At 71.4% G+C, this 12,973-nt stretch carries 13 protein-coding genes; 6 read left to right on the forward strand and 7 right to left on the reverse strand.

Annotated elements, in window-relative coordinates; translation table 11 throughout:
* Positions 1–48: 48 nt before the first annotated feature.
* The 3 genes from H6H00_RS08455 to H6H00_RS08465 are packed head-to-tail and all read right to left on the reverse strand — an operon-like array spanning position 49 to position 1,899.
* Positions 49–474 (reverse strand): VOC family protein, encoded by a 426-nt coding sequence (locus H6H00_RS08455; RefSeq protein WP_185720757.1) that lies wholly within the window; start codon positions 472–474, stop codon positions 49–51.
* Positions 471–839: a putative quinol monooxygenase gene (locus H6H00_RS08460; protein WP_185720758.1), complete on the reverse strand. Its 369-nt coding sequence runs from the start codon at positions 837–839 to the stop codon at positions 471–473. The genes H6H00_RS08455 and H6H00_RS08460 overlap by 4 nt, the downstream gene beginning before the upstream one ends.
* A 31-nt stretch (positions 840–870) precedes the next feature.
* Entirely contained in the window at positions 871–1,899 is a 1,029-nt protein-coding gene (locus H6H00_RS08465) for an LLM class flavin-dependent oxidoreductase (RefSeq protein ID WP_185720759.1), read from the reverse strand.
* A gap of 186 nt (positions 1,900–2,085) precedes the next feature.
* Here H6H00_RS08465 and H6H00_RS08470 point away from each other — a divergent pair, with 186 nt between their 5' ends.
* Both H6H00_RS08470 and H6H00_RS08475 read left to right on the forward strand, forming a co-directional pair.
* Positions 2,086–2,394, forward strand: coding sequence for a hypothetical protein (locus H6H00_RS08470; protein ID WP_185720760.1), 309 nt, complete (start codon positions 2,086–2,088; stop codon positions 2,392–2,394).
* Between the two features lie 86 nt (positions 2,395–2,480).
* A complete protein-coding gene (locus H6H00_RS08475; protein WP_185720761.1) occupies positions 2,481–3,263 on the forward strand; it encodes an acetoin reductase in 783 nt (260 codons plus the stop codon).
* A gap of 8 nt (positions 3,264–3,271) precedes the next feature.
* Here the strand turns inward: H6H00_RS08475 and H6H00_RS08480 are convergent, their stop codons facing one another.
* The gene (locus H6H00_RS08480; protein ID WP_185720762.1) at positions 3,272–4,975 is read right to left on the reverse strand and encodes a sigma-54-dependent Fis family transcriptional regulator; all 1,704 of its coding nucleotides are present in this window, start codon (positions 4,973–4,975) and stop codon (positions 3,272–3,274) included.
* An 86-nt stretch (positions 4,976–5,061) separates the two neighbouring features.
* Positions 5,062–6,225: an LLM class flavin-dependent oxidoreductase gene (locus H6H00_RS08485; protein WP_185720763.1), complete on the reverse strand. Its 1,164-nt coding sequence runs from the start codon at positions 6,223–6,225 to the stop codon at positions 5,062–5,064.
* Positions 6,226–6,458: 233 nt separating this feature from the next.
* Between H6H00_RS08485 and H6H00_RS08490 the strand changes: the two genes are divergently transcribed.
* From H6H00_RS08490 to H6H00_RS08505, 4 genes are read left to right on the forward strand one after another with little or no spacing between them, the layout of a single operon-like run.
* Positions 6,459–6,965 carry a flavin reductase family protein gene (locus H6H00_RS08490; RefSeq protein WP_185720764.1) on the forward strand — a complete coding sequence of 169 codons (507 nt, stop codon included), beginning with the start codon at positions 6,459–6,461 and terminating at the stop codon, positions 6,963–6,965.
* Positions 6,966–6,980: 15 nt separating this feature from the next.
* On the forward strand, positions 6,981–8,084 hold the full coding sequence (gene ribB, locus H6H00_RS08495) for a 3,4-dihydroxy-2-butanone-4-phosphate synthase (RefSeq protein ID WP_255425643.1): 1,104 nt from the start codon (positions 6,981–6,983) through the stop codon (positions 8,082–8,084).
* A 26-nt stretch (positions 8,085–8,110) separates the two neighbouring features.
* Complete coding sequence (locus tag H6H00_RS08500; RefSeq protein WP_185720765.1) at positions 8,111–9,280, forward strand: acyl-CoA dehydrogenase family protein; 1,170 nt, start codon at positions 8,111–8,113, stop codon at positions 9,278–9,280.
* On the forward strand, positions 9,277–10,455 hold the full coding sequence (locus tag H6H00_RS08505; RefSeq protein ID WP_185720766.1) for a CaiB/BaiF CoA transferase family protein: 1,179 nt from the start codon (positions 9,277–9,279) through the stop codon (positions 10,453–10,455). Before H6H00_RS08500 ends, H6H00_RS08505 begins: the two co-directional genes overlap by 4 nt.
* Here H6H00_RS08505 and H6H00_RS08510 read toward each other — a convergent pair.
* Positions 10,443–11,330, reverse strand: coding sequence for a 3-hydroxyacyl-CoA dehydrogenase family protein (locus H6H00_RS08510; RefSeq protein WP_185720767.1), 888 nt, complete (start codon positions 11,328–11,330; stop codon positions 10,443–10,445). The genes H6H00_RS08505 and H6H00_RS08510 overlap by 13 nt on opposite strands.
* Entirely contained in the window at positions 11,327–12,943 is a 1,617-nt protein-coding gene (locus H6H00_RS08515) for a GMC family oxidoreductase (protein ID WP_185720768.1), read from the reverse strand. Before H6H00_RS08515 ends, H6H00_RS08510 begins: the two co-directional genes overlap by 4 nt.
* Between the last annotated feature and the right edge of the window lie 30 nt (positions 12,944–12,973).

Raw genomic sequence — 12,973 nt, forward strand, 5'->3', positions numbered from 1 at the left:
TGGGACTCCTCGTCCTCTCGGCTCTGAGTGGTGGTGGACGGACGGCGCTCATCCGTCCCGGTGGAACAGCTCCAGCTGGATCCCGTCGGGGTCCCGGAAGACGATCGCCGAGTAGCTCCGCGCGACCTTGTCGATCACTCCGGAGTGCGCTACCCCGAGGTCGTCGAGCCAGCCGGCCCACGCGTCGAGATCGGCGCGGTCACGCACGCCCCAGGCGATGTGGTCGAGCCCCGCCCGTCGCTCGTCGAACGGCCCGCCGTGGTGCCCGTGGTGGTGGTGCAGCCCGATGAGCAACCCGGTGCGCCGGTCGATCAGCAGGACCGCGTACCCGCCGTCCTCGTCCCCGTGGTGGCGGGCCTCGCCGGGTAACCGGTCGAGGTCGAACACCCGCGCGTACCAGCCGGCAGACGCCTCCACGTCGGAGACCGTGGGCGAGAAGTGGTGCACCCCGGTGGTGGGCGGGGCTCCTGTCACCGGGCGTCGGACTGCGTGTAGCCGAGGAACGGCGTCATGTAGGTCGAGCCGAACCCGTCGAGGATCTTCTTCGCCGCCTCGTCGGGCCAGCCGTAGACGACGAATCCGTCGATGGTGACGAGCTGGCCGAACTCCTCGGCGAACCGGGAGAACGTGCCCTCGACGTGGGCGACCACCGCCGCGGAATCGCGGTAGCTCTCGTAGATGTGGACCACGGTGCGGTCACTGCTGACGCTGTAGTCGTAGGCGTTCGAACCCGGCTCCTCGCGGGTGGCGGCCACGAGCGGGGTGATCGCCTCGACGAAGGCGTCGTAGTCCCCGGGCTTGAGGGCCGCGGTGACGACCCAGTAGATCTCGTCGCGCATGGTGTGGGTGCCTTTCGGTGGGAACGAGGGGTCAGACGGTGGCGGTGGTGGGCTCGAGCCTCTGCTGCACCGCGGGGATCACGTGGTCGGCGATGTACTGCACGCGTGCAGAGCCCGACTCGACCGTCTCGCCGGGGAACTGCGCCCAGAAGTGGAAGTCGCGGATCTGCGGGTTCTGCTCGGCGAGTGCGGTCATCTCGGCGATGCCCGCGTCCGCGTCCCAGAGCTTGTACACGCCGAAGTCCAGGAGCTGCTGGGGTGTGTCGAAGTGGTCCGGCACGCCCGATCCCTCGAACGAGCCCCACTCGATGTACTTGTTGACCTGGTACAGCACGTGCTCGCCGATCCGGGCCCACTCCCGTTCTGGATCCTCTGCCAGCACCACCCACTGGCTGGCGTAGATGGCGCCGTCGTCGAGGCTCTTGCCGTTCGCGACCAGCGCGTCGAGGTAGACCTGGAAGTGGTCGTTGGACAGCGTGATGACCCCGTCGCCCAGGCGCGCGGCGCGCTCAAGACCCTTCGGGGCCACGGCTCCGATGGGCATCCGGGGCGTCTTCTCGGCGACCGGTGTGACCCGCACGGCCGGCATCGACAACCGCTTGCCCTCGTACCCCTCGTCGCTCCCGCTCCATGCGGCGCGGATGATCGCGATCGCGTCCTCGAACAGGCTCGGCCGCTGCTTGCGGACCCGGCCGAACGCCGTGAACTCCCGCTCGTTGTAGCCGAGCCCGACGCCGAGGTCGAACCGGCCGTCGGTGATCAGCGACAGGGCGTTGGCGTCCTCCGCCAGACGCACCGGGTTGTGCAGGGCGGCGACGATGATGTTCGTCGCGAGCCGCATCTCCGACGTGCGCGCACCGACGGCCGCGGCGGCGATCAGCGGCGAGCAGGCGTAGTCATCGGGCGCGAAGTGGTGCTCGCTGAACCACGCGGACCGGAAGCCGATCTGCTCGGCCCAGACGGCCTGGTCGATCGTCTCCCGGTACAGCCGGCCGATCGGCTGGCTCCACTGCGCGGGATTGCGGAAGTCGTACCAGAGACCGAAGGTCGGTGCGGGCATCGTCGTCCTCACTCGGATCGGAACGGACCGGCACGTCGTCGGCCGGTGGCGGGAGACCACGCTCACACGACCGGGATACGCGGTGCTGTTCGCTTCTGGGACACATCCGGCGATCGCACGCACCGGCGCCGAAGCTGTGCCAGGAATGAACACGGCCGACCAGGAAACCCGGGCGACACTGACCTCATGCACTTCTTCATCAGCGCTGATTCGGTCGAGCTCGTCGACCCGCAGGACGTGACGGCGTTCTCAATCCGCTGCCCGGCAGAGCTCGACGACGGGGATCTCGCCGCGAGTGCCGAGCGCGCCGGACTGGGTGAGGTCCTCGAGTCGGGCCACGTCATGGTGCCCGTCGCGACGATCCGCCGGATGGCGGGCGACCGGGTCGGTCCGAGCTGGGAGGACGACCTCGCGGGGATGCTCGCCTACGCCACGCGCAAGGGCTGGACCAGCGAGGACGGCACCCGGGTGCGCGCGCACGTCGAACGGACCTGAGCGCCCGATCTGTCCCAAGACCGAACACCCGCCGGTCGGATGCCCGCAGAGACTGGTCGTCTCGACGTCGAGCGGAGGGATACGTCATGGGAGACATCTCGGGGGCGGTCGCACTGGTGACCGGAGCGGCGCAGGGCATCGGGCGGGCCATCGCCCTGCGGTTGGCGCGGGACGGGGCAGACGTGGCCGTCGTCGACCTCAACGGCGACAAGGCCGCCGCAGTGGCCGAGGAGATCCGCGCGCTCGGTCGCAAGGCCGCCTCGATCCGGGCCGACGTCAGCGACCGGGACCAGGTATTCGCGGCCGTGGCGCAGGCCCGTGCCGAGCTCGGAACGCTCGACATCATGGTCAACAACGCCGGAATCGTGCAGGTCGAGCCGCTGCTCGACGTCACCCCCGACAAGCTCGACGCCATCCTGGGGGTCAACCTCAAGGGCGTGGTCTGGGGCATCCAGGCCGCCGCGGAGACGTTCCGGGAGCACGGCACGAAGGGCGCCCTCATCAACGCCTCCTCCATTGCGGGACACGACGGCTTCGCCATGCTCAGCGCCTACTGCGCCTCGAAGTTCGCCGTCCGGGCGCTCACGCAGGCCGCCGCCAAGGAGTTGGCCGCGGACGGCATCACCGTCAACGCCTACTGCCCCGGGGTCGTCGACACCGACATGTGGGTCACGGTCGACGAGGAGTTCGCCCGCCACACCGGGGCCGAGAAGGGCGCCACCTTCGAGCAGTTCGTGGGGACGATCGCGCTCGGCCGGGCCGAGACGCCGGACGACGTCGCCGGCTTCGTCTCCTACCTCGCCGGCCCCGATGGCCGGTACATGACCGGCCAGTCCGTGCTGATCGACGGAGGCATGGTCTACTGCTGACGCGCCGGTCAGGTCAGGTGGAACTCCCGCATCTTGCGATAGAGCGAGGAGCGGGAGATCCCCAGTTCGGCAGCCGTCGCGGCCTTGTTGCCGTCGTGGGCCGACAGCGACGCGCTGATGGCGTCGGCCTCTGCCGCCTGGATGGCGGTGAGCCCGGCCCGGGCCGCGTCGCGCGACCAGCGTGCGGGCAGGTCGACGACGTCGAGCACCGGTCGGCGCTGGTTGCCGATCCAGCGCCGGAACTCCTCGAGCTGGCGGTGGTTACCGGGCCACGGATGCCGCTCGACGAGATCGACCGCCGCCGGGGACAGCACCGGCATCGTCGGCCCCTGGTCCACCAGCCGCCCGAGGATGTCCCGCGGCCGTCGGCGCAACGGCGGGACCTCGAACGGCTCCGAGGCGAAGCGGTCGAGGAGTGACTGCAGCACCGGCCCGGCCTCCACACCGGTCGGTGTCCAGGTCGCGACGACGCGCAAGGCGTCGCCGGATCGCGGCAGCGCGTCGAGGATGCGGCCCAACGACCGGGAGGCGCCGATGGTCAGCGACTCCAGGTGCGACAGCAGCAGTGCCGGTGCCGCGGGGTCCTCCACGGTTCGGGTGAGGACCTCCCGGGCCATCGCGAGCCATTGCCGCGACCCGACCTCCTCGGCCTCCGCCCCGTCCAGCTCGGGCAGGAGCCCCGACGACCCGAACGTCTCCTGCACGAGCGTCCGCTTCCCGACGCCGGACTCTCCCGTGACGAGGAACCGGTCCGACCCGCGCGACACCGCCCGCAGGCGGGTGGGCAGGTCGGACCAGTGCGGAGTGCGTGAGGAGACGGTCAGGCGACCCGGCGCGGTGGCGGCCGGGGCCTCGTCCGTCGGGGTGTCGGAGACGATCACCAGCCCGACCACGGAGCCCGCGTGCTCGATCGCCCGCCAGCTGATCTCGTCGGATCGGTCGAGCACGACGTCGGTCGTCCGCACGCGACCGGCGGTCACCTGGTTCCACAGGGAGCGATGGTCGATGCCGAGCTTGGCCCCGGCCTTGTTGGCGATGACGGTGTCCCCGTTCACCACCACGACCGCACTGTCCGCGCGCCGCCGCTCGGCCAGGAAGTGGTGGAGCAGCTCACGCTCGCGCAGCGTGCTGGCGCCGTAGAGCTGCTCCTCCACCTCCCTGACGAGCTTGAGCAGCGTGGCCGCCATGAGCGGGCTCGCGTCCTTGTTCAGGCTGGTGACGCTGAGCGTGCCCGCGACCCGGCGCGTGATGGGGTGGCGGATCGCGGCGCCCGCGCAGGTGAAGGGGTGCAGAGCCTCGGCGAAGTGCTCCGATCCGTGGATGGTGATCGCTTGCGCGGTCTCCAACGAGGTACCGAGTCCGTTGGTCCCGACGACGTCCTCGCTCCACCGGGTGCCGACGACCGCGGAGTTGCGGTCGAGCAGGGCACTCAGCCGGCTGTCCTCGTCCCAGCGCCAGAGCATCGTGCCGTCCGGGGCGCTGAGCAGCAGACTGGTGTTGGCGCCGATCAGGACCTCGGCCATGGAGCCGAGGACCGGCACCGCGACCCGCGCGATCTTGGAGTCGAGCGGGGCGTCGCCGGGCAGGATCGCCACCGTGTCCGGGCTGACGCCGCTGAGCCGGCTGCGGCGCCACGAGTTCGCGATCTCCGGACGCAGCACGGAGCCGGGCCGGCTGCCGTTCTCCAGCCATTCGCGATCGTCGTCGATCATGAACCCATCCCTCCGGGCGCCCTGTCCAGGGTCCCCGATGCTCCGCGCGGCGTCGACCCCCGCAGCCGACGCCGCGGCGGTGTCCGTCAGGCCTTGCCCGCGTCGGCGCGCTCCTTGGCGTGCCGGTCGGTCGCCGCCTGGATCGCGGCGCCCTGACGGTCGTTGAGCTCGGTCCAGCGCGACGTCGCGTAGTCCGAGGCCTGCTGCAGGCGCGACGCGCTGCCCTGGAACTTGGGCCTCACGTACTCGGCGAACAGCTCGTAGCTCCGGAGCGTGGCGGCGTGCCGGGCCCACTCGTGGTGGATGAGCAGGTAGGACCCGAATCCCTTGGACTGCTTCTCCAGCCGCTCGATCTGGGCCACGGCGTCGTCCGGGGTACCGATGACGCCGAGACCGGACTCGTTGACGAAGGCCACCCGCTCCTCGAACGTCTCACCGGCGGCGCGGAAGTGCGGAGCGGCGAGGATGTGCTGGGTGTAGTGGCACCAGTCGTCGAGGCCGTGGCGGACGTCCTCGATGGCCTGCTCCTTGGTCTCCGCCAGGTGCATCGGGCCCGCGAGGCGCCACCCGGCGCGGTCCGGGGTGTGCCCGAACTGCGGGGCCCGCTCCTCCATGACGTCCCAGTGCAGGGCGAGCGCGTCGAATCCACCAGCGGCCGTCGCGCCGACCGACAGGAGGTTGATGCCGTTCTTCGCCGCCACACGCGGGCCGGTCGGGCTGGCGATGGCCGCGCAGACGATGTCGAAGTCGCTGTAGGGCGCGAACTGGGTGCGCGCCTCGTGCAGGCGGTAGCGCGGCGTCTCGTGAGTGACGGACTCGCCCCGCAGGATCGCCATCAGCACGTCGACGTCCTCCTCGAAGGCACCGCGCTGCTCCTCCAGGGACAGGCCGATCATCGTGGCGTCGGTGGGCAGTGCGCCCGGGCCGAGACCGAGCATGAACCGACCGCGCAGGAGGCGGTCGGTGAACAGCGCGCGGTCCGCGATCCACAACGGGTTGTGGTAGGGCAGCGACACCACTCCGGTGCCGAGCTTGATGTGCTTGGTCTCCTGCGCCGCGTAGGCGATGAAGATGAACGGGTCCGGGATCAGCTCGGCGCCGCAGGAGTGGTGCTCCCCGATCCATGCCTCTTCGAACCCGAGCATGTCCATGTGCCGGATGACGGCCAGGTCGCGCTCGATCGCGTAGGTGGGGTCCTGACCCACGGGGGTGTGGAACGGGGCCATGAACGTCCCGAACTTCAGTGCCATGTCAGCTCCCTTGCTGGGCCGTGCGAGTTAGCGTCGGCGCTGCCGGTGCAGCGCGTCGGACCGGCAGGTTCACACGGTGGCAAGAGGGCGGAGTGTTCTCTTCTGGGACACTCGTCACGCACGACCGCCGATGCCCGGGAGTGGCCGATTCTGCAACACTCCGCGGCCCTCGCCCGGAGCTAGCGTCCCCGACGTGGGCGTCGGAGCGGACGCCCCGGGAGGGAGCGGCCCCGATGGACGGGCGGAACCGGAGCATCGAAGCGGTGACGGCGGTGGACCAGCTGCGCCGGGCCTTCGGCTGCTTCCCCTCAGGCGTCACCGCGGTCTGCGCGGACGTCGACGGCGTCCCCGTCGGCTTGGCGGCGAGCTCGTTCACCTCCGTCTCGGTGGAGCCACCGCTGGTGTCGGTGTGCATGCAGCACAGCTCCACGACCTGGCCGGTCCTGCGGCGAGCGCCCCGGCTCGGGCTCAGCGTTCTCGCCGAGGGCCAGGACGAGGTCTGCGCCCGGCTGGCGAGCAAGACCGGCGACCGGTTCGCCGGCACCGACTGGACCGCTTCCGACGACGGCGCTGTCCACGTGCACGGCGCCACGCTGTGGCTCGACTGCACCATCCACGCCGAGGTCCCGTCCGGCGACCACGACATCGTGCTGCTGCGCATCCACGGCGTCAGCGCCGATCCGGACGCTGCACCCCTCGTCTTCCACGGCAGCCGCTTCCGGCGCCTCGCCGCCCTCTGACCGGCAAGGACACCCGTGGACATCCCCTCGTACGAGCTCGCCGACGATCGCGTCGGCGCCGCGCTGGTCGCCCTGGCCGCAGGTCGACCGGTCGTGGTCGTCGACGATGCCGACCGGGAGAACGAGGGCGACATCGTCTTCGCGGCGAGCCTCGCGACGCCGCAGCTCGTCGCCTTCACCGTGCGCCACACGTCCGGCTTCGTCTGCGTCGCCCTGCCGGAGCAGGAGTGCGCTCGCCTCGACCTGCCGCCGATGCACCACGACAACGCCGACCGGTTCCGCACCGCCTACCGCGTCACCGTCGACCTGGCCGGCACGGGCACCGGGATCTCCGCCGCTTCGCGGGCGGCCACGATCGCCGCTCTCGGTTCGTCCACGACGACCCCGCGGGACCTCGTCCGGCCGGGGCACGTCGTCCCGCTGATGGCCAGGGCCGGCGGGGTGCTGGTGCGCCCGGGCCACACCGAAGCTGCGGTCGACCTCACCCGCCTCGCCGGGCTCGCGCCGGCGGGTGCGCTGTGCGAGATCGTCTCCCGGGACGTGCCGGGAGAGATGGCCCGCGGTCCGGAGCTCGAGCGCTTCGCCGCGGAGCACCGCCTCGTGCTGCTGTCCGTGGCCGACATCGTCGCCTACCGGCTCCGGACCGAGCAGCAGGTGCAGCGCGTGGTCAGCACCGTCCTGCCGACGGAGTTCGGGCCCTTCCACGCCGTCGGCTACCTCGGCTGCACCGACGGTGCCGAGCACATGGCACTCGTGGCCGGCCGACTCGACGCCGTCGACGCGGACGTGCCGGTCCACATCCACACCCAGTGCCTCAGTGGCGACGTCCTCCGCTCGACCCTGTGCGGCTGCCGTCGCTCGCTCGACGACGCCCTGCGGCGATTCTCCGAGGACGGCTGCGGCATCGTCGTGTATCTGCGTCCCACCGGGGCCAGTGCCGCGTGTGCACTGCTCGACGGTGCACTCGAGCCGTCCCCCGTTCTCGCCGCCGCAGCGGACGGGATCCTCGCCGACCTCCGCACGAGGACCCCGGCCGCCGGCCCGACGAACCCCCGACTGGACACCCTGGCCGCCGCACGCGCCCGCCGCACCGCCGGCGAGCAGCGCATCGCCGGCTGACGACCCACGAGAGGAAGCCCCCGATCATGAGTGAGACATCGGTGTCGGCCGAGGACTTCGAGTTCATCCGCAAGCAGGTGCGTACCTTCATCCGGTCGACGGTCGTGCCGCGCGAGAACGAGATCATGACGACCGACCGCATCCCCGACGACCTCCGCACGGCGTCCGCGGAGATGGGACTGTTCGGCTACGCCATCCCCGAGGAGTGGGGCGGGCTGGGTCTCGACCTCACCCAGGACGTCGAGCTGGCGATGGAGTTCGGCTACACCACCCTGTCGCTGCGCTCGATGTTCGGCACCAACAACGGCATCGCCGGGCAGGTGCTCGTCGGGTTCGGCACCGATGAGCAGAAGCAGCGGTGGCTCGAACGGATTGCCTCGGGCGAGGTCGTCGCGTCGTTCGCCCTGACCGAGCCGGGGGCGGGCTCCAACCCGGCCGGTCTGCGCACCCGCGCGCGGCGTGACGGCGGGGACTGGGTGATCGACGGCCGCAAGCAGTACATCACCAACGCCCCCATCGCGGACCTGTTCGTCGTCTTCGCCCGCACCGCCGAGCCCCAACCGGGCAACCCGGGCATCGCCGTCTTCCTGGTCCCCGCCGACACTGCCGGCGTCGAGGTCGCACCGAAGGACGCCAAGATGGGTCAGGAGGGCGCGTGGACCGCCGACGTCGCGTTCGACGGCGTCCGGGTGCCCGCCGACGCCCTCGTCGGGGGCGAGGAAGCCGCCGGCTACCGCGCCGCGATGACCTCGTTGGCCCGCGGGCGCGTGCACATCGCGGCCCTCGCGGTCGGCACCGCCCAGCGGGCCCTGGACGAGTCCGTCTCCCACGCCGCGCACACCACACAGGGCAGCGACCGCATCGGCGACTTCCAGCTGGTCCAGGCCATGCTCGCCGACATGGCGACCGGTGTCCTCGCCGGGCGCGCGATGGTCCGCGAGACCGCGCGGGCCTACGTCAGCGGGGAGGACCGGCGCATCGCCCCGTCGGCGGTGAAGCTGTTCTGCACCGAGATGGTCGGGAAGGTCGCCGACCTCGCCGTGCAGGTGCACGGCGGGGCCGGCTACATGAGGGAGATCCCGGTCGAGCGGATCTACCGCGACGTCCGGCTGCTGCGCCTCTACGAGGGCACCAGCGAGATCCAGCGCCTCATCGTCGGCGGTGGTCTGGTCCGCGCCGAGCTCGGTAAGTCGTGAGCCCGACCCACGTGGACGCCGCACTCCCCCTGGCCGGCATCACCGTCGTCGCCCTCGAACAGGCCGTCGCCGGACCGCTCGCCACCCGGCACCTGGCCGACCTCGGCGCTCGCGTCGTCAAGATCGAACGACCGGGCGAGGGTGACTTCGCCCGCCACTACGACCACGCCGTCCACGGGCTCGCCTCGCACTTCGTGTGGCTCAACCGCGGCAAGGAGTCGATCGTCCTCGACCTCAAGACCGACCGCGGTCTCCTCGTCGCCCGCGAGCTGATCGCGCGCGCCGACGTGTTCCTGCACAACACCGCGCCCGGCGTCGTCGAGCGGCTCGGTCTCGACGGACCGACCCTGCGGGACGCGGACCCGCGGTTGGTCGTGGTCAACATCTCCGGGTACGGCACGAGCGGCCCGCGCAAGGACCGCAAGGCCTACGACATGCTGATCCAGGCCGAGTCCGGGATGGTCGCCGTGACCGGCACCCCTGACACCCCCACGAAGACGGGCGTGCCCAGCGCCGACATCGCCGCTGGTCTGTACTCGACGACGTCCGTATTGGCGGCGCTGTTCCGGCGGGAACGGACCGGTGAGGGCGCGATCGTGGACGTCTCGATGTTCGACTCCGCCGTGGAGTGGATGGGGCATCCCCTCTACATGCAGCTCTACGGCGGCAGGCAGATCCCGCGCATGGGGCTCAGCCACGCCGCGATCGCCCCCTACGACGCGTACCCGACGAAGGACGGACAGGTGCTCATCGGCGTGCAGAACGACCGCGGCTGGCGGGCGCTGGTGACCGAGGTGTTCGGCGCCCCCGAGCACGCGGACGACTCCCGCTTCGCCACCAACGTCGAACGCGTGCAGCACCGCGCCGAGTGCGACGCCCTGGTCGCGTCCTTCACCAGCACGTGGACCACCGAGGATCTCGACGACCGCCTCGCCCAGGTGGGCATCCCCGCGGCACAGATCAACTCGACCGCCGCACTCGTCGAGCACCCGCAGCTCGCGGAGCGCGACCGGTGGCGACCCGTGGCGACCGAGGCCGGCGAGATCCGGGGGGTGCTGCCGCCGATGACTTTCCGCGACGTCGAGCTCCCGATGGGGGCGGTACCCGCCCTCGGCGAGCACACCGCCGCCATCCTCGGCGAGCTGGGCCTGGACTCGTCCGACTACCAGTCGTAGAAGCCCCTGCCGGACTTGCGACCCAGCTCCCCCGCCGCCACCTTGTCGACCAGGAGCTGCGGCGGGGCGAATCGCTCTCCGAACGCCTCGGTGAGGTTGCGGGCGATGTCGAGCCGCACGTCGAGACCGACGAGGTCGGTGAGCCGCAGCGGCCCCATCGGGTGCCGATAGCCCAGCTCCATGGCCTTGTCGATGTCGGCCGCCTCCGCCACTCCGTCCTCCAGCATCCGGATCGCCTCCAGCCCGAGCGTCACACCGAGGCGGCTGGTGGCGAAACCGGGTGCGTCCCGGACCAGGATCGTCTCCTTGCCCACCAGCGCCGCGGCCGTGCGGGCGCGGTCGATCTGCTCGTCCGCGGTCGCATCGGTGTGGACGATCTCGATCAACGGCATGGACCACACGGGGTTGAAGAAGTGCAGGCCCAGGAACCGGTCCGGATGCTGCAGCACCTCACCCAGCGCGGTGATCGGCAGCCCGCTGGTGTTGGACGCCAGCAGGACGGGGTCGCGGCGCTCCGCAGCGGCGAGCACCGAGCGCTTGAGGTCGAGCCGCTCCGGCACCGACTCCACGATCAGGTCGAGCCCGCCGTCGAGGTCCTCCACCCCGGCGGCCGTGCGGAGCAGGCCGGGCACCGCGTCGGCGGCGGCCTGATCGAGCTTGCCGCGCTGGGCGGCGCCCGCGGCCCGGGTCTCGATCGTCTCTCTGGCCGCCGTCGCGCGCTCCTCCTGGGGCTCCACGAGCGTGACCGAGCAGCCGGCCACGGTGAAGACGTAGGCGATGCCCGTGCCCATCGTGCCTCCGCCGATCACCCCCACCCGCCGCACCTCGGCCGGGGAGCGCTCAGGAGTCGGAGCTGGTCCTGTCGATGTGCTCATGCTCCGAGGATCTCCGCCATGCGCGCACCGATCAGCACGCACGTCGCCATGGTCGCGACGCCCGGGATGCGGGGCATGACCGACGCGTCGGCGACGCGGAGGTTCTGCACTCCGTTCACGCGCAGCTCGGGGTCGACGACGGCCGCGGAGTCGCGTCCCATGCGGCAGGTACCGGTCTCGTGGAAGTAGGTGGTGGCGCCGTTGCGGACGAACTCGACGAGCTCCGACGGCGTGAGCTCCCGGCCCGGCGCCACCTCCCGCTTGGCGAACGGCCGCATCTGCGGGGAGTTGCCGAGCTCGCGGCACAGCTCGATGCCCTTGGCCAGCGCCGCGACGTCGTCCGGGTGCGAGAGGAACGCGGCGTCCAGGACCGGCCGGTCCTGCGGGTCCGCCGATCGCAGGGTCATCCGTCCCCGGCTCTTCGGCGCGACCAAACCCGCGCACAGGGCCCAGCTGGAGGGCGGCGGCGCGTACTGCGCGGCCACGACCTCACTGGCGTACGGGATCTCGATCTGCACGATGTTGAGGTCGGGCGAGGCCAGGACACTGTCGGACTTCCAGAAGCCCGCGGCGTTGGCGGCACTGTTGCGCGGCGGCTGCGCCTCGTGCGGCTCCCACAGGCAGCCGCCGTGCAGGATGTGGTCTTGGAAGTTGGCCCCGACCTCGGGCGAGTCGACCACCACCTCGATCCCGTGACCGCGCAGGTCCGCCGCGTCGCCGATCCCGCTGAGCATCAGGATCTTCGCGGTGTTGATGCCACCCGCGCTCAGGACGACCTCGCTGCCGGCCCCGACGACGCGGCGGCCGCCGTCGACGGTCACCTCGACGCCGGTGGCCCGCCCACCCGTGATCACCACTCGATCGACGTGCGCGCCGGTCAGCACGGTGATGTTGTCCTGCGCCAGCACCGGGTAGAGGAAGGCAGCGGCCATGTTGCGGCGCTGACCGTCCCTGATGATCTGGTTCATGAGGGCGAAGCCGCCTGCGCTCTCCTCTCGGGCGCCGTTCTGGTCGGCCAGGACGGGGTGACCCAGCCCTGCGGCTGCGTCGAGCAGTGCGGGGACGTGCGGGGACGGGTCGTGGGCCGGCTGGCACCAGACCGGGCCGCCCTTGCCGCGGTAGCGCGGGTCCGCATCGCCCTGCCAGTCCTCGACCTGCCGGAAGATCTCCAGGCCGTGCTCGTAGCCCCACGCCGGATCGCCGGTGACGTCTGCCCAGTGGTCGAGGTCGGCCTTGAACGGGCGGGCCCAGATCGTTGCGTTGATGCTGGTGCCGCCGCCGACGACGCGGCCCATGTGCTCCGGTATCGCCCGGCCGTTGACCCCGGGGCCCGGGACCGCGACGTCGCCCCAGTCGCGCTCGGTGCCGAGGTTGGTGAACCACTGTCCGGGATCGAGCACCTGGTCGGCGGTGTCCCAGCCGCCCGCCTCGATCAGCAGGACGCTGACCGAGGCGTTCGCCGCCAGCCGGGAGGCGATGACGCACCCCGCGCTCCCCGAGCCGCACACGACGTAGTCGTAGGACGGCTGCAGGTTCGTCCGCCGCCGATCGTGGTCGGCCCGGATCGCCACGAGCCCTCCGGCCGTCGCCTGGTCCTCACGGTTGTTCGACATGATCCGCCTCGATCCCCGTCGGTGTCTCCA

The organism is Pseudonocardia petroleophila (assembly GCF_014235185.1).
Taxonomy (GTDB): Bacteria; Actinomycetota; Actinomycetes; order Mycobacteriales; family Pseudonocardiaceae; genus Pseudonocardia; species Pseudonocardia petroleophila.

Excerpts from the sequence above, each read along its gene's own strand:
- H6H00_RS08475 (WP_185720761.1), top strand. The coding sequence starts at position 2,481 with ATGGGAGACATCTCGGGGGCGGTCGCACTGGTGACCGGAGCGGCGCAG.
- H6H00_RS08460 (WP_185720758.1), bottom strand. The coding sequence starts at position 839 with ATGCGCGACGAGATCTACTGGGTCGTCACCGCGGCCCTCAAGCCCGGG.
- H6H00_RS08510 (WP_185720767.1), bottom strand. The coding sequence starts at position 11,330 with ATGAGCACATCGACAGGACCAGCTCCGACTCCTGAGCGCTCCCCGGCC.
- H6H00_RS08500 (WP_185720765.1), top strand. The coding sequence starts at position 8,111 with ATGAGTGAGACATCGGTGTCGGCCGAGGACTTCGAGTTCATCCGCAAG.
- H6H00_RS08485 (WP_185720763.1), bottom strand. The coding sequence starts at position 6,225 with ATGGCACTGAAGTTCGGGACGTTCATGGCCCCGTTCCACACCCCCGTG.
- H6H00_RS08490 (WP_185720764.1), top strand. The coding sequence starts at position 6,459 with ATGGACGGGCGGAACCGGAGCATCGAAGCGGTGACGGCGGTGGACCAG.
- H6H00_RS08470 (WP_185720760.1), top strand. The coding sequence starts at position 2,086 with ATGCACTTCTTCATCAGCGCTGATTCGGTCGAGCTCGTCGACCCGCAG.
- H6H00_RS08465 (WP_185720759.1), bottom strand. The coding sequence starts at position 1,899 with ATGCCCGCACCGACCTTCGGTCTCTGGTACGACTTCCGCAATCCCGCG.
- H6H00_RS08480 (WP_185720762.1), bottom strand. The coding sequence starts at position 4,975 with ATGATCGACGACGATCGCGAATGGCTGGAGAACGGCAGCCGGCCCGGC.
- H6H00_RS08515 (WP_185720768.1), bottom strand. The coding sequence starts at position 12,943 with ATGTCGAACAACCGTGAGGACCAGGCGACGGCCGGAGGGCTCGTGGCG.